This window comes from Pedobacter psychrodurus (genome assembly GCF_032678585.1).
GTDB classification, from domain to species: Bacteria; Bacteroidota; Bacteroidia; order Sphingobacteriales; family Sphingobacteriaceae; genus Pedobacter; species Pedobacter psychrodurus_A.
Window position 1 is genome coordinate 63,836 of record NZ_JAVTSN010000011.1, and the last position, 20,616, is coordinate 84,451.

Annotated in this window: 15 protein-coding genes; 10 read left to right on the forward strand and 5 right to left on the reverse strand. The window is 38.4% G+C overall.

The window, feature by feature from the left end; translation table 11 throughout:
- Positions 1-6 precede the first annotated feature (6 nt).
- The gene (locus tag R2S57_RS09310; protein ID WP_316844774.1) at positions 7-2,811 is read right to left on the reverse strand and encodes an outer membrane beta-barrel family protein; all 2,805 of its coding nucleotides are present in this window, start codon (positions 2,809-2,811) and stop codon (positions 7-9) included.
- Between the two features lie 291 nt (positions 2,812-3,102).
- Between R2S57_RS09310 and R2S57_RS09315 the strand changes: the two genes are divergently transcribed.
- The gene (locus R2S57_RS09315; RefSeq protein ID WP_316844775.1) at positions 3,103-3,744 is read left to right on the forward strand and encodes a GIN domain-containing protein; all 642 of its coding nucleotides are present in this window, start codon (positions 3,103-3,105) and stop codon (positions 3,742-3,744) included.
- A 201-nt stretch (positions 3,745-3,945) separates the two neighbouring features.
- On the opposite strand, the gene R2S57_RS09320 is transcribed toward R2S57_RS09315, so the two are convergent.
- Positions 3,946-5,487: an aldehyde dehydrogenase family protein gene (locus tag R2S57_RS09320; protein ID WP_316844776.1), complete on the reverse strand. Its 1,542-nt coding sequence runs from the start codon at positions 5,485-5,487 to the stop codon at positions 3,946-3,948.
- 209 nt (positions 5,488-5,696) lie between these two features.
- On the opposite strand from R2S57_RS09320, the gene R2S57_RS09325 reads away from it, so the two are divergent.
- Together R2S57_RS09325 and R2S57_RS09330 are read left to right on the forward strand one after the other, a co-directional pair.
- Entirely contained in the window at positions 5,697-6,581 is an 885-nt protein-coding gene (locus tag R2S57_RS09325) for a TraB/GumN family protein (protein WP_316844777.1), read from the forward strand.
- Positions 6,582-6,669: 88 nt separating this feature from the next.
- Entirely contained in the window at positions 6,670-9,180 is a 2,511-nt protein-coding gene (locus R2S57_RS09330) for a M1 family metallopeptidase (RefSeq protein ID WP_316844778.1), read from the forward strand.
- Between the two features lie 329 nt (positions 9,181-9,509).
- On the opposite strand, the gene R2S57_RS09335 is transcribed toward R2S57_RS09330, so the two are convergent.
- Positions 9,510-9,965: a nuclear transport factor 2 family protein gene (locus R2S57_RS09335; protein ID WP_316844779.1), complete on the reverse strand. Its 456-nt coding sequence runs from the start codon at positions 9,963-9,965 to the stop codon at positions 9,510-9,512.
- Positions 9,966-10,216: 251 nt separating this feature from the next.
- Here R2S57_RS09335 and R2S57_RS09340 point away from each other — a divergent pair, with 251 nt between their 5' ends.
- From R2S57_RS09340 to R2S57_RS09370, 7 genes are all read left to right on the forward strand, one after another.
- Complete coding sequence (locus R2S57_RS09340) at positions 10,217-11,620, forward strand: tetratricopeptide repeat protein (protein WP_316844780.1); 1,404 nt, start codon at positions 10,217-10,219, stop codon at positions 11,618-11,620.
- Positions 11,621-11,680: 60 nt separating this feature from the next.
- Entirely contained in the window at positions 11,681-12,448 is a 768-nt protein-coding gene (locus R2S57_RS09345; RefSeq protein WP_316844781.1) for a phosphosulfolactate synthase, read from the forward strand.
- A 64-nt stretch (positions 12,449-12,512) separates the two neighbouring features.
- Positions 12,513-13,256, forward strand: a complete 744-nt coding sequence (gene aroE, locus R2S57_RS09350) for a shikimate dehydrogenase (RefSeq protein WP_316844782.1) — start codon at positions 12,513-12,515, stop codon at positions 13,254-13,256.
- Positions 13,257-13,286: 30 nt separating this feature from the next.
- Positions 13,287-13,874, forward strand: coding sequence for a gliding motility lipoprotein GldD (locus R2S57_RS09355; protein WP_316844783.1), 588 nt, complete (start codon positions 13,287-13,289; stop codon positions 13,872-13,874).
- A gap of 55 nt (positions 13,875-13,929) precedes the next feature.
- Entirely contained in the window at positions 13,930-14,568 is a 639-nt protein-coding gene (locus R2S57_RS09360) for an MBL fold metallo-hydrolase (protein WP_316844784.1), read from the forward strand.
- A gap of 95 nt (positions 14,569-14,663) precedes the next feature.
- Complete coding sequence (locus tag R2S57_RS09365) at positions 14,664-15,896, forward strand: ABC transporter permease (RefSeq protein WP_316844785.1); 1,233 nt, start codon at positions 14,664-14,666, stop codon at positions 15,894-15,896.
- Between the two features lies 1 nt (position 15,897).
- Entirely contained in the window at positions 15,898-16,278 is a 381-nt protein-coding gene (locus R2S57_RS09370) for a hypothetical protein (RefSeq protein ID WP_316844786.1), read from the forward strand.
- A 1,003-nt stretch (positions 16,279-17,281) separates the two neighbouring features.
- Here R2S57_RS09370 and R2S57_RS09375 read toward each other — a convergent pair.
- Positions 17,282-18,958, reverse strand: coding sequence for a sodium/sugar symporter (locus tag R2S57_RS09375; protein WP_316844787.1), 1,677 nt, complete (start codon positions 18,956-18,958; stop codon positions 17,282-17,284).
- Positions 18,959-19,234: 276 nt separating this feature from the next.
- Entirely contained in the window at positions 19,235-20,566 is a 1,332-nt protein-coding gene (gene xylA, locus R2S57_RS09380) for a xylose isomerase (RefSeq protein ID WP_316844788.1), read from the reverse strand.
- Positions 20,567-20,616 lie beyond the last annotated feature (50 nt).

Sequence of the window (20,616 nt, forward strand, 5' to 3'; positions counted from 1 at the left end):
GATAAATTATTTTTGTGTTTTAACGCCGCCGCCCATTTTGCTGAAATCCCATGATAGTGAGAACATGAAATACCTTTGTATCGTAGTGTAACTGCTCTGACTAATGGTGGTATTGGATGCCGAACGGTCGAAACCAACATTTTGGTTTAAAATATCGTTAACACTTAACGAAAATTTCAAATTCTCTGATTTAAAGAACTTTTTGGTCAAAGCCGCATTCCAGATAAAACGTTTAAAACTTTCAGTAAGCACCTGGGTTTTTCCGTTATACTGATAATCGCCATCTGTAGAAATTTCAATTTTCCCTGGCAACTGCACATTTCCTGATATATAACCAGCTAATCCCCATCCATCACTGTTGCGGCCAACGCTTACCCTGCTCATGTTATAGGTTGGACCAAAGCGGGAATAAAAACTATAACTTTTCTCTTTATATTTCGAAATGTTAAGTCCACCACCGTAAGTATAGTTTTTGGTATTGTTTAAATTCCGAACAAGATCTGTAGTAATAAAATTATAAGACGAATTCCCGTTGGCATCAACATTTAAACCAACGTTCATATCAAGAACTTTTATTTTTCTACTGATCTGGCCATACAGATAAAAATTCGTCTGCATCTTATCGTTAAAGTTGACATATTTAAAGGTACTCTTACCAACATTGTCTGTTGTTACATCACTCACAATCGGATTTGAGGTAAAACTATAAGAACCGCTCAGCCAGATCGACTGGTTGGTTAATACTTTATAAGAATTGTAATTCGCATTGATATTGCTTCTGAACGAAGGCCTTAAATCCTGGTTTCCTATTACCACATTAAAGGGATCATTATTTACCCTAACCGGCTGGAGCTGATCGAGTGAGGGTTGGTTGGTATTGCCATTGTAACTAAGTCTGAACGATTTTTGTTGAGAGAAACGGTATTGATATGATGCCTGCGGCATATAATTAACAAAGTTTCTTATATACGTTTTGTTATGGTAAACATCTTCTTGTTTAAAATTTACCCCGCTAAATTTAGAGCCGAAATTGACTACCGTTTTACCTTTTTTATAGTTGAAAATAGCACCACCCTGATTGATCAATTGGTTCAGCTCAAAATTATTACTGTATAAGGTATCTAAAACATCATAATTACCGCTACCAGATTTATTGAATGACCTGCGGTCTGATTTTCCATTCATGGAAGTTAAACCATAGTTTAGAATTACGGTTAACGTTTTTGAAAGTGGTTCGGTGTAAGCTACATTTAATTTGAATGCATTATTGGTAATATCGTTAACCTTGCGCTGGTTGGTTAAACTATCTACTATTACACCAGTTTCTACAATACGCCGTTTATTTTCAGAATTTAAATAGCCTTCGGTATTATTTTTATTAATCGATTGGTTTAAATTCAATGATAGTGTACGACCTTTTTTCTTCAGTTTTTTGGTGAGCAACACATTCATATTAAAGTTCTGATCATCTGCCTCGTTGCTGATCGTTCTATCTGATGAGTTTAACAAAATGTCGTTTTCTCCAGTAGTAGATGTTTTAAAACGGCTTGAAGTATTGCTTTTTTTCAAGGCCCCATCTATATTAACTTTCATGGTTAGAGTCGTATCGATCTTTATTTCATAAGTCGCATCCAGCTTTTGCTTAAACATATCGTTATCATAAGATTCATCCGAATTGCTGTTCTGGATACCTGACGTTAAATTGTTCTGACTGATTGAATTCCGGTCACCTTTTACTCTGATCGATCCGATTTTGTAATTGGTATTTAACGATTCTTTGTCTTTATTCCACTTATTATCGAAATGTAAACCACCTGTTCTGGCCACAGGTAAACCTTGTCCGTTGTAACGCCCATCGTAGCTGTCGAAATCATCTCCGCCACCGTAGCTAAAATACATGCCGCCATCATCCGTCATCGTCATCCCGCCAGAGCCACCATATTTATCGCGGTCGTCCCAGCCTAAACCTACCGTTCCGTTATTGCCCAGAATTCCATAAGCAGAGAATTTTTTCTTGCCCCAGAATTTATTGAACATCGCCTGCCCCTGGTAAAAATCTTTAGTGCCATAACCACCCTGTACCTTACCGAAGTAACCATTCTTTTTATCTTCTTTTAGTTTAATGTTCAGTGTTTTGGTTTTTTCGCCATCATCAATTCCGGTAAAACTCGCCTGGTCGCTGGCCTTATCATAAAGCTGAACTGATTCGACCATATCTGCACGGAGGTTTTTCGTTACCAACGTAGGGTCGTCGCCAAAAAACTCTTCCCCATCTACCAAGACCTTCGGTACGGTTTTGCCCTGTGCCGTAATTTTACCATCTTTATCTATCTGGAAGCCCGGAAACTGTTTAAGTAAATCTTCAACTTTCGAATTTGGTTCAATATTATAAGCTTTAGGATCAAATTCAGTAGTGTCACCTTTAATTTTGATTGCTGTTCTGTTCCCCTTGATAATGACATCAGCCAGGATTTTTGCCATACCGGTAAGGTTGATCTTTCCATAATCCTTAACCTGAGTGGTAGAATCTAAGGTAAAATGATCTACAAAGTCCGCATATTTTGGATAGGAAACCAAGAGGATAAACTTTCCATTTTTAATACCGCTAAGTTCAAAAGAACCATTTTCTGCAGTTCGGGTAAATTTTACAAGCGTAGAATCTTTTGCATTTAAAACGGCAACCGAAGTACCGGATAAGAGGGTGGTAGATGCCGTGTCAATCGTTCGGCCTTTAATTGTGTGGAGGTTCTGTGCTTTCGAATAGGAGGAAATAAAAACAAGAAGGCACAACGAAAGTAACAGACGTTTCATAGAAGGATTTGGTTTTGTTTCCCGAATATAAAACTAATCCGTTAGTTATTGGTAATGCTTTAACCTTTTTTAACATTAATACTTAATAATCAGTAAACTTCATTTTTTTTCGCACACAACCAATACCTTTTCGTATAGGTTATTTTGGCGTTCGTCTATAAATACAAGTCCATGGTATAATAGCGGAGAATGGGCTGAAACGTTTTACACCAATCGTAGTCTTAATTACAAAACCACCTAATTATTAGGGATTTAAAACAAAAGATTTATACAACATAAAATATTAAAGTCATGAAAACTTCTATTAAAAATTTATTCGCAGCTGCATTGGTAATGGTTACTTTAAGTAGCGCAACAGTAGTAGCAAATGCTACAGAAAACAGTTCAAACTACACAGCTTTAACAAAGGTTAAAAACATCAGCAAAATCGTAGTATCGGGAAACGTTAAATTGATCCTGGTTCAGGATGCCAAAGAAAGTGTTGAGGTTTACGATCAATACTATACCAAAAATGCTTTGGTTCAACAACAGGGTGCCGAACTTAGAATCAGTTCTTTTGAGAAAAATACCTTAACGGTAATTGCCCATGTAAATAATCTAACCAGTATCGAAGCGCAGAACACCGCAACAGTAACTACTGCCGGAAAATTCAATTTATTAAACTTAAATATTGTTTTGGGTGACGATGCCTCGGCAGATATGAATGTTAATACCGTTAACCTTACTACTGACGTAAAAGATTCAGCATCCTTAAAGCTTGAAGGTTCATCAGAAACACACTTATCCATCAGCGGCATAGCTTCCAAAATCGAAGCAAGCAAATTTACTGCTCAGGCAAGTAGTATTAAATGGGTTGCCAAATCTGCCCTAGCACGTAACAATAAATCGCGCTATGATGACTTACAAGTAGGTTTATTAGAAAAACTATTCTAACTCCATCATATATTTTACCACAAAGGCGCCGAATTTAAAGTTCAGCGCCTTTTTTTATTTTAATAAGATGGTCCTCGTTTGTCACAAAGTGATTCCTATAGAACAATGAGGGCCTATGTGATCTGAATTTGTAATGCAGGTAAAAATTAATGGCGATAAAACCGCCTTTCTCATGCATCCTCTTTACAAACGAGGAAGATATTACAAATCAAATTTTATACCCTGTGCTAATGGTAAAGTATTCGAATAATTGATGGTATTGGTCTGTCTGCGCATATAGGCTCTCCAGGCATCCGATCCACTTTCCCTACCGCCACCTGTTTCTTTTTCGCCACCAAAAGCACCACCAATTTCAGCGCCCGATGTACCAATATTTACGTTCGCAATACCACAATCTGATCCTTTAGCTGAAAGAAATTGCTCAGCTTCCCTTAAATTTAAGGTCATAATGGCCGACGATAAACCTTGTGGCACGCCATTTTGCAAAGCGATGGCTTCATCCAAAGTTTTGTATTTGATCAGATATAAAATCGGCGCAAATGTTTCGTGCTGAACAATCTTAAAATCATTCTGAACTTCGGCAATACAAGGTTTTACATAACAGCCGCTGGTGTAGGCATCACCAGATAATACACCGCCTTCTACCACAAAAGAACCTCCCTCGGCTTTACATTTTTCAATCGAATCTAAATAGGCTGCAACCGCATCCGTATCAATTAATGGCCCCACATGGTTGTTTTGATCTAAAGGATCGCCGATACGCAGTTGCCCGTATGCCTTAACCAACTTGGCTGTAAAGGCATCATATACACTTTCGTGAATGATCAACCTTCGGGTAGAAGTGCAACGTTGGCCTGCAGTACCAACAGCGCCAAAAACAGCGCCGATTAAACTCATGTCCAGATCGGCATGTTCTGAAATAATGATGGCATTATTACCACCGAGTTCCAGCAAACTCTTTCCTAAACGGGCACCAACTGCAGCACCAACCGCTTTACCCATACGGGTAGATCCGGTTGCAGAAATCAATGGAATACGTCCATCATTGGTCATCAGTTCGCCTACAGTTCTATCGCCTAAAATCAAACTACAAACGCCTTCAGCTACTTCATTATCTTTAAAAACCTTTGCAATAATATGTTGACAGGCAATAGCGGTTAAAGGTGTTTTTTCTGATGGTTTCCAAATGCAAACATTACCACAAATCAGCGCCAAAGCTGTATTCCAGCTCCAAACCGCTACAGGAAAATTAAATGCAGAAATAATACCTACAATACCCAGCGGATGCCATTGCTCGTACATGCGGTGACTTGGGCGCTCGCTATGCATGGTTAAGCCATACAACTGTCGCGATAAACCAACTGCAAAATCGCAGATATCGATCATCTCCTGCACTTCGCCAAAACCCTCCTGTAAACTTTTCCCCATCTCATAAGAAACCAGAGTACCCAATGCATCCTTATTTTCACGTAAGGCATCCCCAAACTGACGCACAATTTCCCCTCTTTTGGGTGATGGAACCGTACGCCATTCCTTAAACGCCGATTGCGCTTTTAATACCACCGCTTCGTAATCTGCACTGCCTGCAACTTTTGCCGAAGCAATCAGTTTACCATCAACAGGAGAAAAACTTTCCAATGTATCTGTATTCGATTCTCCGCCCCAAATGCTGCCTGTACTGTAAGCTGCATTGCTGGCTTTAATGCCCAATTTGTTTAAAATGGATTGAATATCTGTAGTCATATATCTAACGATTTACACAAAAAAACAAAAAATTAACATAAAGGAGGTTAGATTTAAGGTCTTTAATTGTCACAATGTTTAATATCTTGCTTTAAAGTTAATTAAACCAAAAAAGCTGGCTACAATTATTTTTTTTACCATGAACCGTAAATGTGTAGTTTCACAAACCAATAATTACGGCGAATAAAATCCACTCTTTATCAAATAACATGAAAAATATTAAAATATTCCTTCTCCTTTTCTTAGGTTTCAGTTTTGTACTACATGCACAAACGAAAAAGGCGACCAACACGCTTTTATGGGAAATTTCAGGAAATGGATTAAAAAAGCCTTCCTATCTATTCGGTACACACCATTTAATCAGCAAAAAATTTGCTGATACGATGAAGGTTTTGCAGGAAAAATTAAAATTGGCCGATGCAGTAGTTGGCGAAATTATAACGGACAGCAGCACACAAAAGAAAATGGGTCCATTTTTAATAATGAAAAACAATACACTGGATAGTTTATTAACAAAAACAGAATACAAAGAGGTAGAAGATTATTTTAAAAGCAAACAACCGGATTTTGAATTAAAACAACTGAACAATTTTAAACCTGCAATGGTTTCTTTAATGATCACGTTATTCGATAATCCGGAATTAATGGACAATGTTGGAAAAGAAGGAATGGATGATGGCTTTCAGCAAGATGCTAAAAAAAATGCAAAAGCATTATATGGATTAGAAACCGCCGAATATCAGGCCTCACTATTATTCGACAATGATCTTCAGAAACAAAAAAAAGCTTTGCTAAAAGCCGTTAGAGAGGTAGATAAAAGCAAGCTTAAAATGGAAGAGTTAAAATCCGATTATCTAAATCAGGATATGGATAAACTTACAATACTATTTAAGATCCAGGATGAAGAATTTAAAGAATTTATGACCGAACTCTTAAAAAACCGCAATAAGAGATGGCTGGATCAGTTGCCTGCCATGATGCAAAAGCAATCGCTGTTTATCGCGGTAGGCGCCGGGCATTTAGTTGGCGATGAAGGCTTAATAAAAGGTCTGCAAGCAAAACATTATATTTTAAAACCAATTGCAACGAACTAAAATAAAAGTAGATTACATTTGAGCCTTTAATTATCACAATTCTTAATATCTTACTTTTGAAGATAACTGACTTATTAAATCTTAAAAAATGAATAAAAAATTTATGGCCTGTGGCGTAATTTTGGTCTCAGCTTTTATGGCTAATCCACTTTTCGCACAGGAACAACCGGTAGAAAAATCAAACAATCTAAATGTTTACCGCGTAACGGCAACAAAAGTGAACGATCTGGTCCATACCAAACTTGATGTATCATTTGATTACGCAAAGCGCTACCTGTACGGAAAAGAATGGGTTACCTTAAAGCCACATTTTTATCCTACCGATTCGCTAACGCTCGATGCTCAGGGCATGGTCATTAAAACCGTTGCTTTGGTTGGCGCAAAAGGAAATATGCCGCTTAAATATGTTTACAACGACAATAAACTCTACATTACCTTAAATAAAAAATACACCAATACCGAAAAATACACCGTATATATTGCTTATACCGCAAAACCCGACGAATTGAAAGTGAAGGGAAGTGCAGCCATAACCGATGCAAAAGGCCTTTATTTCATCAACCCGGATGGTACCGATAAAAACAAACCAACACAAATCTGGACCCAGGGCGAAACCGAATCATCGTCTGCATGGTTCCCTACCATTGATAAACCCGATCAGAAAACTACCGACGAAATTTCGATGACCGTAAAATCGAAATACACCACTCTTTCTAATGGTAAACTGGTAAGCCAGAAAGCCAATGCTGATGGCACCAGAACGGATACCTGGAAAATGGACCTGCCACATTCGCCATATTTATTTATGATGGCCGTGGGCGAATTTAAGGTGACAAAAGATACGTATAAAGGCAAAGAAGTGAGTTATTACCTTGAACCAAAATTTGCTCCTTATGCCAAACAGATTTTCGGAAAAACACCTGATATGATCCAGTTTTACAGCAATTTGCTTGGTGTGGATTATCCATGGAACAAATATTCGCAAGTGGTGGCCAGAGATTACGTTTCGGGTGCCATGGAAAATACTTCGGCAACTTTGCATGGCGAACAGGTACAAAAAACAGACCGTGAGTTGTTAGATGGCAACGAAGAAGGAACCATTGCACACGAACTTTTCCACCAATGGTTTGGCGATTATGTAACGGCCGAATCATGGTCTAACTTGACTATGAACGAATCTTTTGCCACCTTTGGCGAAGTGATCTGGCATGGGCACGATGCTGGTCAGGATGCAGAAGATAAATCGCGTTACGATAAACTGCAATCCTATATCGGTTCGACAAAAAAAGGCGAAAGCCCTGTTTTAGCACGGTTCTATTATGGCGATAAAGAAGACATGTTCGATAACATCAGTTATGCAAAAGGATCGATCATTCTGTATGCACTGAAAAACCAGATGGGCGATGCCGCTTTTTTCAAATCGCTTAACCGTTATTTAACTACCAATGCCTTCAAAAATGGCGAAACGCATCAATTGCGTCTGGCCATGGAAGAGGTTACCGGTAAAGATTGGAGCCCTTATTTTAACCAATGGTATTATAATGGCGGTCACCCGATTTTAAGTATAGATTATGGCTACGAAAATGGTAAAGCCACTATTAAAGTAAAACAGACACAGGATTCCAGTGTTCAAACTTTCATTTTACCGATCAAAATTGATATTTATGCAGGCGGTCAGAAAATCAGGAAAGAAATACTGATCAATAGCCGCGAACAGAATTTTAGTTTCGATATAACCACTAAACCCGACTTAATCGATTTTGATGTAGATAAAATTTTGGTTGGTGAAACAAACGACAATAAAACTGCCGAAAACTATTATTTCCAGTATAAAAATGCCCCTAGTTATGCCAATAGGATCGAAGCGCTTCAATTTATCATGCAGAGCAAAGCCAACAGCGGACAACAAGTGCTTTTAGAGGGTCTAAAAGACAAATCAGCCGATTTACGTGCTTTAAGTATTGATGGCATAAATCTGGATGATGCCAAGATCAAAGTAGCGGCTTTACCCATCTTGCTTCAGATCGCCAAAAGCGACAAAGACACCGAAGTAAGATCTGCAGCTATTGTAAAATTAGCTGAAACAAACGATCAAGCTTATAAAACTTTAATGAGCGAAAGTTTGAAGGATAGATCTTATAAAGTAATTGCAGCAGGTATTGGTGGCCTGGCTAAACTGGCGCCACAGGAAAGCCTATCCGCTTTATCTACGTTAGATGCGGATACAAAAGAGCATATTGCCCCTTCTATTGCAGCCTTGTACATCAGCGATCCGAAAGATGAACATCAGGCATTTTACGAAAATATTATGCTAACCGGCGACCGCAATAAAATCTTTGCTGTAATTGGCCAGTATTTTCAGTATTTAAGGGCAAATACAAATCCTGCTATTACCGAAAAAGGGATAAGCAACATCAGCAATGCCATCGAAAGGCTAAAATTGCAATCGTATTTAAATAAACAATTGGCAGGTGCCTACACCGCAACTGCCCAGGCTAAAACGCAACAGGCCGCAGCAGTAAGTGGCGATGTGAAAGCCAACTTAAACAAGCAGGCCGAACTGTTTAAAAAAGGCGCTGTAGATTTAGGAAAAGAATAATATTTAAACCACATTTTTAAAGGGGTTGGCATGGTAGAACATAACCAACCCTTTTTATTTTAACCCAATCCCAGTTTTGCAAACACCAAACGTTCCTAGGAAACGAAAAAATATGTAAACATTATTTTTTCTACCTATGAAGCGTTCCGATGGAACGGCTTTTGAGTTGACAAATAGCAACGCTGACGAATAAAATCTGCTGTGTAATAATGGTATTGTAGTGCCAGCTCCCGATTAATAAAAATTGGGTCTATAATGTTAAGCCCGAATAACAATAATTAAACTCCATGCTTTGCTTTTCAAAACCATAATAACTTACCTGTAAATCACTAATTACACTTATCCTTTCTCCTCGTATCGATGATGTAAACAATCTGCCAGCCTTTATCTCCTTTTACCAATTGGAAGGAATTTACTCCACAATGGCTAAACTTTTCGCCCAGATAAAATTTATAATCTGTCCAAACCGAAGCCAGAGGGCCATCAATTAAAATTTTGGTAAAAACGATACGTTCATCGTATTTCTCCTGATGTGGCGTACCGATAAATTTAACAAAATCGTTCACGGATTCTGTACGTACATTTACTTTACCGCCCTTGTCAACAATGGTTTGCATTATGGCTCCCTGTGCAAATGTCGAAGCGGTTAATGTACTGTCGCCGGCCTTCATCCCTTCAAAAAGATTATTTACGGCTTTTTTAACAGCATTTTCTTCATCGCTCTGCGCAAAGCTTTGAGTAACAAAACATAGTAAAAACAGGGCAAAAATGATTGATCCTTTCATGACTTCTTGATTACGTATATCCCATAAATTTATAGTATTTTTGTAAAAGAAGGAGAAAGAAACCGCGATGTTGCAAAAAAATCTATCGATTATCCACACATCTTAATCAGGGGTAATACAGTTTATATTCAGCTATTTACACTGTTTTAAGCAATTGATGTTAATAATTATTTTAAAAACGGATAATTAAAATCGGTAAACTTATAATGTGTTTTTCTGCTAATTGGCACGGTTCTTTAATAGTATAATATATGGAAGAAGAATTCTTTTTTGAATCCAACGAAGACGCACAACGCTCAGTAGAACGTTACGAAGAAATGCTCCGCAATCAGGATCAGTATTTTTTCGATGCAGGCGCATTCGAATACATTGTAGATTTTTACATTGAGAAAAATGATCCGGTCAAAGCTTTGCAGGTAGTTGATTTTGCAATCAGTCAACACCCTTATGCAACTGTATTTTTAATTAAACAGGCTCATCTTTACATTTTAACCAACAATAACGAAAAGGCGTTTATTGCTTTGCAAAAAGCCGAGCTTCTGGAACCGTCGGAACCGGATATTTATCTGCTGCGCGGTAATATTTTTCAAAATACCGAACGTTATGATGAGGCTTTGGAAAATTATGAAAAAGCTTTGGGCCTTGCCGAAAGCACCGACGAGATTTTATTGCAGATGGCTTACGTTTACCAGAGCATGAGCGATTATGAAAGTGCCATTACCTATATTAAGCTCAGTTTAGAGCAAAATATGGAGAACCAGGACGGCTTGTATGAGCTGGCTTTCTGTTATGATGTGTTAGACAAACAGGAAGAAAGTATTAAATTTTATCAACAGTACATCGATACCGATCCATATTCGTATGCGGCATGGTACAATTTGGGGAATAGTTTCCACAAATTAAATCTTTTCGAAAAGGCTATTGATGCTTATGATTATGCGATATTAATTAAAGAAGACTTCAGCTCTGCTTATTTTAACAAAGGTAATGCCTTGGTTCAGTTAGACAAATATGATGAGGCCATTGATGTTTACAAACAGACTTTCGAATACGAACAGCCCAATGCCGATACTTATTGTGCCATAGGCGAGTGTTACGAAAAGCTGGAAAAAATGGACGAGGCCCGTTCTTACTATAAAAAATCGGTAAAAATGGATCCTAAAATGGGTGATGCCTGGTTTGGGATCGGTGTTACACTGAATTTTGAAGAACGTTACTTCGAATCGCTTCATTTTTATAAAAAAGCGATTGACTTAGAGGCAGAAAATCCAGACTTCTGGTTTGCGATGGCCGATGCGTATTATAAATTGGGTCAGATTGAAGAATCAATCGAAGCTTACGAGAAAGTGCTGGAGTTTAATCCATTGGATATCGAAGCCTGGTTAGATTTTAGTACTGTGCTTTACGAGCAGGGAAAATTGTTGGAAGCTTCGGAAACGATGGCTGAAGCGATTAAGAATAATCCGGAAGCTGCAGAATTGTATTACCGCATGGTAGCTTACCTTTTTGCCTTAGGAAATTATAGCGATGCGCTCGGATATTTAGAAACGGCTTTAACAACTGACCCTGATAAACACTATATTTTATTCGAATATTTACCGCAATTGCAGGATAATAGTGCCATTTTGAACGTTATAAACCGATATATTAAGTAACGAGCTTGTGAGAAAAATTTAACAAATAAATCTCAAAATTTTTTTCACTTTTGTACCCATATGAATTATCCATTATTAAACGTTCCCGAACGTCCAGCTAAACCACGCCAAAAAGGCTTAACAATGGTTATGGATAAGGGATTGAGCCTACGCCAGGTTGAAGATTTTATTGAAGTTGCCGGCGTACATACAGATATCGTAAAATTAGGTTGGGCTACATCACACGTAACGCCAAAACTTAAAGAAAAATTAGCTTTATATAAAGATGCAGGTATTCCAACCTATTTTGGAGGAACACTATTTGAAGCATTTATTATCCGTAATCAATTTGCAGATTACCAACGCATTTTAGATCAATACGGAATGGAATACGCAGAGGTTTCTGATGGTTCTATCGAGATTGAACACGATAAAAAATGTGAGTTCATCCGTGAACTTTCGAAACAGGTAACCGTTATCTCTGAAGTTGGGAGTAAAGATGCAGCCAAAATATTTGCCCCATATAAATGGATTAAATTAATGCAGGCAGAAATTGAAGCCGGTTCGTGGAAAGTAATTGCCGAAGCCCGCGAAGGGGGTAACGTAGGCATTTACCGTGGAAGCGGCGAGGTACGTGAAGGTTTGGTTGATGAGATTTTAACCCAGATCCCCGAAGAAACCATCATCTGGGAAGCGCCTCAAAAAGAACAACAGGTTTGGTTTATTAAATTAATCGGCAGCAATGTAAACCTTGGTAATATTGCACCAGCGGAAGTAATTCCTTTAGAAACCATTCGTTTAGGGTTGCGTGGAGATACTTTTGATTATTTCCTAAACCAGGTAAAATAAATTCGTAATCGAATAATAAACCTTACAGGCGCGAAACCTGTAAGGTTTTCGTTTTTAATTAAATATGAAAACATACGGCTTAACCGGGTATCCGCTATCTCATTCTTTTTCCAAAAAATACTTCACCGAAAAGTTTTTGAATGAGGGCATAGCCGAGCATCAATACGAACTTTTCCCAATTGAGGATATTAGATCTTTGCCAGATCTGTTAAGCAAAAATCCATCACTCTGTGGATTAAACGTAACCATTCCGCATAAAGTTAATGTACTTTGTTATTTAAACGAAGTAGATGAAGCCGCCGATAAAATCGGGGCGGTAAATTGTATTTCGATCAAAAGTTTTGAGGGTTCAACCTATTTAAAAGGTTATAATACCGATGCCTATGGTTTCGAAGAATCGTTAAAACCTTTACTTGGCCCACAACATAATAAAGCATTGGTATTTGGTGATGGGGGAGCCGCTAAAGCAGTAAAATACGTACTGGAAAAGTTAAATATCCAATATCAGGTAGTGGTGCGTAACCCTGTTCCGGGAGCAATTTTATATTCAGAAATTACTCCGGAAATTTTAGCTTCGCACCTGCTATTAATCAATACCACCCCTTTGGGGATGTCGCCAAATGTAGATACCTTTCCTGAAATTGATTATAGCCAACTTGGCCCCAATCATTTGGCCTACGATTTGGTGTACAATCCTTTGGAAACAACATTTTTAGCCAAAGCAGCCGAGCATGGCGCCGGTATCAAAAATGGTTTGGAAATGTTGTACAAACAGGCCGAAAAAGCCTGGGCAATTTGGAATAAATAATCCCAATTTTGGGAAAGCAATCATCATAATATGAAATTTAAACAACTGGTCTGCCTTCCCTTCTTATTGCTTTTGTTTCTAACCGCTTGTCAGAACCACGATTATAGCCCTAAACCAAGGGCATATTACAGGATCAACTATCCAGAAAAAAAATATCAAGTTTTTGAAGGTATTGCCCCATACAGCTTTAAATACCCTGTTTATTCAAAAATTGAATCTTACAAAGGATCAGATGCCGGCAATTACTGGTATAACCTCCATTTCCCTCAGTTTAATGGTTTTATTCACATTACCTATTACGATGTTAATGGGAAAAATGAGTATAATAAATTAGTAGAATATGCCAGAGAACTTGCCTTTAAACACACCATAAAAGCAAGTGCAATTGACCAAAGGCTAATCAATTACCCCAACCATAAGGTTTATGGCATCTACTATGCCATAGAGGGAAATACGGCGTCTTCTGTTCAATTTTTCCTCACTGATAGCGCAAAACACTATTTCAGAGGATCGTTATATTTTAATGAGCGGCCACAATACGATTCTATTGCACCTGTGATTAATTTTATCAAAAAAGATATCGACACGCTGATTTCTACCTTCAGGTGGAAAAATTAATTTATTATTTGTTAACCTGAACAACTCAAATTTGGTCAGGATTATTTAAAAACTTATGATTACCGTAAAAACCTTCACCTTTAATGCCTACAGCGAAAACACCTACATCCTTTACGATGAAACTAAAGAATGTATCATCATCGATCCGGGGATGTATGAGGGTTTTGAGCAAAACGAACTGGCTGCCTTTATCAAACAAGAAGGACTTAAACCTGTTTTATTGTTAAATACACATTGCCACATTGATCATGTTTTCGGCAATAAATTCGTTTTCGAAACTTATGGATTAAAACCCCAGTTCCACGAGGGTGAATTGGCGATTTTAAACGCAGTTCCGGGTTATGCACCATCTATGGGTTTTACCCGCTACGATGTTTCCCCTCAACCCGATACTTTTTTACCTGATACAGGGACTATATCTTTCGGCAACAGTACTTTGTCAATAATTTTCGCTCCAGGCCATTCGCCGGCACATTTGTGCTTTTACAGCGAAGCAGACCATATTTTAATGGGTGGCGATGTGCTTTTTTATGGCAGTATTGGCCGTTCCGATTTACCAGGAGGCAATCATCAACAATTAATTCAAAACATTTCTGATAAACTTTTTGTATTACCAGACGAAACCAAAGTTTATCCAGGTCATGGCCCGGCAACCAGCATTGGTTTCGAAAAACAACATAACCCGTTTTTTTAATATTAAAAATTGTTAGAAAGGTAATTTTAAATTAGAGGCTACAACCTTATGCCTTCTACCTTTAAACCCTCAACCTTTTAATTATCTTTACCGCTGTGAATACATCGTTTTATATTGCCAAAAGATATCTTTTTGCCAAAAAATCAACCAATGCCATTAACCTGATCTCGGGGATATCGATGGTTGGCGTAATGGTGGGCAGTGCAGCATTAATCATTATTCTTTCGGTTTTTAACGGTTTAGAAACAGTTGTGCTCAACATGTTCGATACCATTACTCCCCAGATTGCCATCACCCCGGCAAAGGGGAAAACTTTCGATCCGAATACCACCTATTTTAATCAGCTTAGAAAAAATAAAGATATTGCCGCTTTTACAGAAGTACTGCAAGAAAATGCCTTGTTAAAGTACAACAATAAACAGGCTGTTGGCATGGTAAAAGGGGTGAGTTTAGATTATTTAAAAAACACTAAATTAGATAGCACCATTAAAGAAGGTCGTTTTATCCTGCACAATAAAAGTGGGGATAATGCCGTAATCGGTTCGGCTTTACAGAGTTATTTGGCCGTGAATACTGTTGATCCCTTTACCGAACTGGAAATTTATTCACCCAAAAAAGACATATCGGCCAGTAGTTTAAATCCCGCCGATGATTTTGTGGCAAAAAGCATTCGGGTAAGTGGTGTTTTTGAGGTACAGCAGGACTTTGATAATGGCATCATTGTTCCCCTTGGCTTTGCCCGTGAACTGTTGGGCGAAGAGAAAAATGTGTCTTCAATAGAGATCAATTTACAGCCTGGTATTGATGTAGACGACTTTCAGAAAGAAGTTATCGAAAAAGCAGGTAAAGATTATGAGGTACGCAACCAGGCCGAGCAGAACAAATCGCTGTATCATATCTTAAACACCGAAAAATGGGCTGTTTATATTATTCTTACTTTTATCCTGATTATTGCTATATTTAATATCATAGGGTCGTTAACCATGTTAGTAATAGATAAGGTAAAAGATGTTGCCATTCTGAGCAGTTTGGGCGCAGGGAAAAAATTAATCAAACGGATATTTTTATTTGAGGGCATGATGATTACCATGTCGGGCTGTGTGCTTGGCTTAATTATAGGCCTCATATTCTATTATTTTCAGCATACTTATGGTTTCATCAAAATGGGCGAAGAAAATAAAACCCTTGTCACTTCTTATCCAATAGGCTTAAAATGGAAAGATTTCGTTTTAGTTTTTGTTACCGTAGGTATCTTCTCATTTTTGGCATCTGCTTTGTCATCCAATCTGAGTGTTAAAAAGATAGATCAAATTAATCAATCCATATAAAATGAAATTATTTAAACAAGCAATTGTATTTGTTGTGCTCCTTGGCGTAGCCTTTACCGCTTGTAGAAACGATAAAGCCGAGGGAGAAAAAAGTAATCTGAAAACTGTTAAAGGTTTATATACTTTTGGTCCTGAAATGAAATCTTTTACCCTTTGCGAAGACGGACGGGAATATTGGGTTAGAGACAGTGTAAAAACCTTAGAACTCTCGTACAGTAACCTGGGATTCGAAAAGCCTTACGAGCCCGTATATGTAGAATTAGAGGGCTATTTTGCCAAATCGGATACGGCTATCATTTCCTCAGATTTCGATTCTACCTTAGTGGTAACCAAAGTAATTAAAATCAGCAAAGAAATTCCAGACGGGCCTTGCGCGCAGTAAAACGCCAAAACACCTTGGTTCGTGTCTCCACGAACCAAACCTAAATATCTTATACCTATTGTAGTTTTATCGCTCGCGTTTTTAAATGTTTTATTTTTTTTGGAGCACTTTGCAGCCTCAATCGGTTATAGCAGTCCTGCTTTCCGTTACAAGTCCTCGCTACGCTGTGGGCTTTACACTTCAATCAGGGCTATTTTGAACGGCTTTTGCTATTATTGAAGGTAAACAGCAAGGCGCCTAAAATTCCTTACGCCTTGGTTCGTGTCCCCACGAACCAAACCTAAATATCTTATACCTATTGTAGTTTTATCGCTCGCGTTTTAAAATGTTTTATTTTCTTTGGAGCGCTTTGCAGTATTAATCTGATAAAGCAGTCCTGCTTTCCGTTACAAGTCCTCGCTACGCTGAGGGCTTTACACTTCAATCAGGGCTATTTTGAACGGCTTTTGCTACTATTGAAGGTAAACAGCAAGGCGCCTAAAATTCCTTACGCCTTGGTTCGTGTCCCCACGAACCAAACCGATTTGATAAGTAAATATTCTTTTGCTATTATTTAAAGCTTGGCTCTTTTCAAATATGCTATCTTTTTTGGAGCGCTTTGCAGCCTCAATCGGTTATAGCAGTCCTGCTTTCCATTCCTGCCGATGCTAATTTAGTGCCGATTAACCGGCAAAGAATCGGCATACATTTCAATCAGGCTATTTAAAGTGGCTATAGCTGCTATTAGGAGTAAACTACTTTTATAAAAAAAATCATTTTTGTACGCCTTGCAACCACAAATAATAGCACTACTCCTGCCAACTAAACCTGATCGAAGTGGTTCTGATCCTTCATCAGAAAGAACGGCGAGCAGGGCTGTATTTACCTCATTACTACAGCACCTGCTTTCCAAAAAAGACAACTAGCATTCATGGATGTTTAAATAACCAAGCAATAAAATACGCCTAAACAAAAAAAGCTTTCTGGTTCTCCAGAAAGCTTTTAAAATATGTAAGAATATGTTCTACCAGTAGATACCGTAAAGGGCTACCAGTAAACCGATAATAATCAATGCACCCACAGCAAAACTTGTTGTGGTTTTGAACATTTTCGAATCGATTTCCAGTCCTTTTGGATTAACACCATTTTTATTTTCGAATAAACTGATAGTCACCATACCGATGATACAGAATACGAATACAAAACCCATTCTATCCAGGAAAGGAATTTCGTAAATGCCCATTGCATTTTTAACCGAGAAACCCATTCCGGATAACCAGGAAAGATCGGTCCAGCCTGGAAGGAATTTTAACAATAACGACAATCCGAAACCGCCAATGGTTGCAAAAAGTGCCGCATTTGAAGTGGCTCTTTTCCAAAAGAAACCAAGAATAAACATGGCAAATATACCTGGCGATACAAAACCTGTATATTCCTGTATGTATTGGAATCCGCCTTTTTTATCAATACCCAAATGTGGCGCAATTAAAACACCCAATACCATGGCAACAACCACTGCAATTTTACCCGTAAAAACGAGGTTCTTTTCAGAAGCCTCAGGTTTTAATACTTTTTTATAAATATCCAAAGTAAAGATGGTTGCAATGCTGTTTGCCTTGCCAGCTAATGAAGCCACAACGGCTGCAGTTAATGCGGCAAATGATAAACCTTTCAAACCTGCAGGCAATAAATTCAACAATACCGGGTAAGCACGGTCTGGATTAACAGATCCATCCTGTAACATTTCCGATTGAAAAGCACCATCTTTATACAATACATAAGCCGCAATACCTGGCAATACCACGATAATCGGCATCAGCAATTTTAAAAAAGCAGCGAACAAAATACCGCCACGGGCCGTTTTTAAATCTGCCCCTAAAGCACGTTGTGTGATGTATTGGTTGCAGCCCCAATAATTTAGGTTTACAATCCACATACCACCTACCAGCACGCTTAATCCTGGCAAATCGATATAGTTTTCGTTTTCGGGTTTTAAAATCATGTGGAAATGTTCAGATGCCTTTGAAGTCATTAAACTATAACCTTCAAATATACCTGAGGTGCCATAATGTGTAGAAACCAGGTTTAAAGCCAGGTAAGTGGTAGCTAAACCGCCCAGAATTAAGAAAAATACCTGGATAACATCTGTATAACCGATTACTTTCATTCCACCCAACGTAATGACGATGGCGAAAGCGGCAATGGCATACATACAGAAAGTTAAATCAAAACCAGAAATACTGCTTACCGCCAAGGCACCTAAATAAAGGATTGAAGTTAAGTTTACCACAACGTATAATAATAACCAGAACACAGCCATAATCATGGCCACGGTTCCGTTGTAGCGTTGGTGCAGAAACTGCGGCATTGTAGCAATTTTGTTCTTCAGGTAAACCGGAATAAAGAAAACGGCAACAATAACCAGGGTAAGAGCAGCCATCCATTCGTAGGTTGCAATTGCCAGTCCCATCTTAAAACCCGATCCGCTCATGCCGATAAACTGCTCTGCAGAAATGTTCGATGCGATTAAAGATGCACCAATTGCCCACCAGGTAAGTGAACCCTCAGCCAGGAAATAGTCTTTTGAGCCTGTGGATGCGGATTTTTTCTTGTTGTAGATGTACAGACCGTAAGCAGCCACAATAACGAAGTAGACTGCAAATACAATGTAATCCTTCGTGTCCAGTAAGTTGTGTTTCATTAATGTAATAGTGGTTATTTGGTTTAGAAACCTAAATGTAGTAAAATCATAAATTAATCTCCGCTTTTTTTTAAATTAAAAAATGTTACTATGACGTTTATTAATTTGCTTTCTATTCAAAACCGCTAAAGGTGTCGTCATGGCGAGCGGAGTGCAACGTAGTCGAAACACAATTTTTTTTTAATGAAAAGGTCTTCGATTACGCTCAGACTGACAAAAATGGCAACCAATCAAATATTGGTGGTCTGTGAAGACACAGACCACGGAGAAATAGATTTAAATATACCTATTGATCAAATTTTCTAAATATTCTTGCTTTCCACTGCAAACTTCTGGTTCACCATTTTCTGCGGCATAGTTTCTTAAATCTTCTAAACTTAATTTGTCCTGTTCAAATTCTGCACCCTTTCCGCTATCAAAAGAAGCATAACGATCGGTTCTTATTTTTTTATAATCAGATTTTTGAAGAATGGCATCCGCGGTAATCAATGCTCTTGCAAAGATATCCATGCCACCAATGTGCGCATAAAACAGATCTTTTGGATCGGTAGAATTGCGGCGGATCTTCGCGTCGAAGTTTACACCTCCACCTTGCAGGCCACCACCCTCTAAAATAATCAGCATGGTTTCTGTCAATTCATTAATATCATTAGGAAACTGATCGGTATCCCAGCCATTTTGATAATCACCACGATTGGCATCAATGGAGCCCAATAAACCGTTATCTACCGCAACCTGTAACTCGTGCTGGAAAGTATGACCGGCTAAAGTGGCGTGGTTCACTTCTAAATTTAATTTAAAATCGGCCAACAGGTCGTATTGTTGCAAAAAGCCTTTTACCGTTGCCGCATCGTAATCGTATTGGTGTTTAGATGGCTCGCAAGGTTTTGGTTCGATAAAGAAGGTGCCTTTAAAACCTTGCTTGCGTGCATAATCTTTGGCTGTATGTAAGAACTTCGCCAAATGCTCCTGCTCGCGTTTCATATTGGTATTCAACAAACTCATGTAACCTTCCCTTCCTCCCCAGAATACATAATTTTCGCCACCAAGTGCAATCGTAGCATCCAAGGCAGCTTTAACCTGTGCAGCACCATGGGCCAATACGTGGAAATCGGGATTGGTAGATGCACCATTCATATACCGTTTATGGCTGAATAAGTTGGCCGTTCCCCAAAGCAATTTTACACCGCTATCAGCTTGTTTTTGTTTGGCGTATTCGACAAGGGTTTGCAACCTACGCTCGTTTTCAGCTACATCATTACCATAATCAACCACATCTACATCATGGAAACAGTAATATGGAATCTGCATTTTGGTAATGAATTCGAAAGCGGCATCCATTTTATCTTTTGCCCTTTCCACTGCATCTGTCTTGTCATCCCAGGGGAAAACATGTGTTGGGCCACCAAAAGGATCTGCACCGTTGCCATTGAACGAATGCCAATAGGCACAGGCAAATTTAAAATGCTCGTTCATGGTTTTGCCTGCCACAGTCTTATTGGCATCATACCATCTAAAAGCTAATGGATTATCGCTTGCTAAGCCTTCAAACTGAATCTGATCAATGCCTTTGAAAAATTCCTTTGTTCCTGTTACTACTTTTGTCATGTTTTTTATTTTTGATTGATGGTCTGTTAGCTCATAGTTGATAGCCAAAT

What these genes read in the sequence shown, in the direction of transcription:
- R2S57_RS09315 (WP_316844775.1), top strand. Translation starts at nt 3,103, where the DNA reads ATGAAAACTTCTATTAAAAATTTATTCGCAGCTGCATTGGTAATGGTT.
- R2S57_RS09375 (WP_316844787.1), bottom strand. Translation starts at nt 18,958, where the DNA reads ATGAAACACAACTTACTGGACACGAAGGATTACATTGTATTTGCAGTC.
- R2S57_RS09340 (WP_316844780.1), top strand. Translation starts at nt 10,217, where the DNA reads ATGGAAGAAGAATTCTTTTTTGAATCCAACGAAGACGCACAACGCTCA.
- R2S57_RS09335 (WP_316844779.1), bottom strand. Translation starts at nt 9,965, where the DNA reads ATGAAAGGATCAATCATTTTTGCCCTGTTTTTACTATGTTTTGTTACT.
- R2S57_RS09370 (WP_316844786.1), top strand. Translation starts at nt 15,898, where the DNA reads ATGAAATTATTTAAACAAGCAATTGTATTTGTTGTGCTCCTTGGCGTA.
- R2S57_RS09310 (WP_316844774.1), bottom strand. Translation starts at nt 2,811, where the DNA reads ATGAAACGTCTGTTACTTTCGTTGTGCCTTCTTGTTTTTATTTCCTCC.
- R2S57_RS09330 (WP_316844778.1), top strand. Translation starts at nt 6,670, where the DNA reads ATGAATAAAAAATTTATGGCCTGTGGCGTAATTTTGGTCTCAGCTTTT.
- R2S57_RS09360 (WP_316844784.1), top strand. Translation starts at nt 13,930, where the DNA reads ATGATTACCGTAAAAACCTTCACCTTTAATGCCTACAGCGAAAACACC.
- R2S57_RS09320 (WP_316844776.1), bottom strand. Translation starts at nt 5,487, where the DNA reads ATGACTACAGATATTCAATCCATTTTAAACAAATTGGGCATTAAAGCC.
- R2S57_RS09325 (WP_316844777.1), top strand. Translation starts at nt 5,697, where the DNA reads ATGAAAAATATTAAAATATTCCTTCTCCTTTTCTTAGGTTTCAGTTTT.
- aroE (WP_316844782.1), top strand. Translation starts at nt 12,513, where the DNA reads ATGAAAACATACGGCTTAACCGGGTATCCGCTATCTCATTCTTTTTCC.
- xylA (WP_316844788.1), bottom strand. Translation starts at nt 20,566, where the DNA reads ATGACAAAAGTAGTAACAGGAACAAAGGAATTTTTCAAAGGCATTGAT.
- R2S57_RS09355 (WP_316844783.1), top strand. Translation starts at nt 13,287, where the DNA reads ATGAAATTTAAACAACTGGTCTGCCTTCCCTTCTTATTGCTTTTGTTT.
- R2S57_RS09345 (WP_316844781.1), top strand. Translation starts at nt 11,681, where the DNA reads ATGAATTATCCATTATTAAACGTTCCCGAACGTCCAGCTAAACCACGC.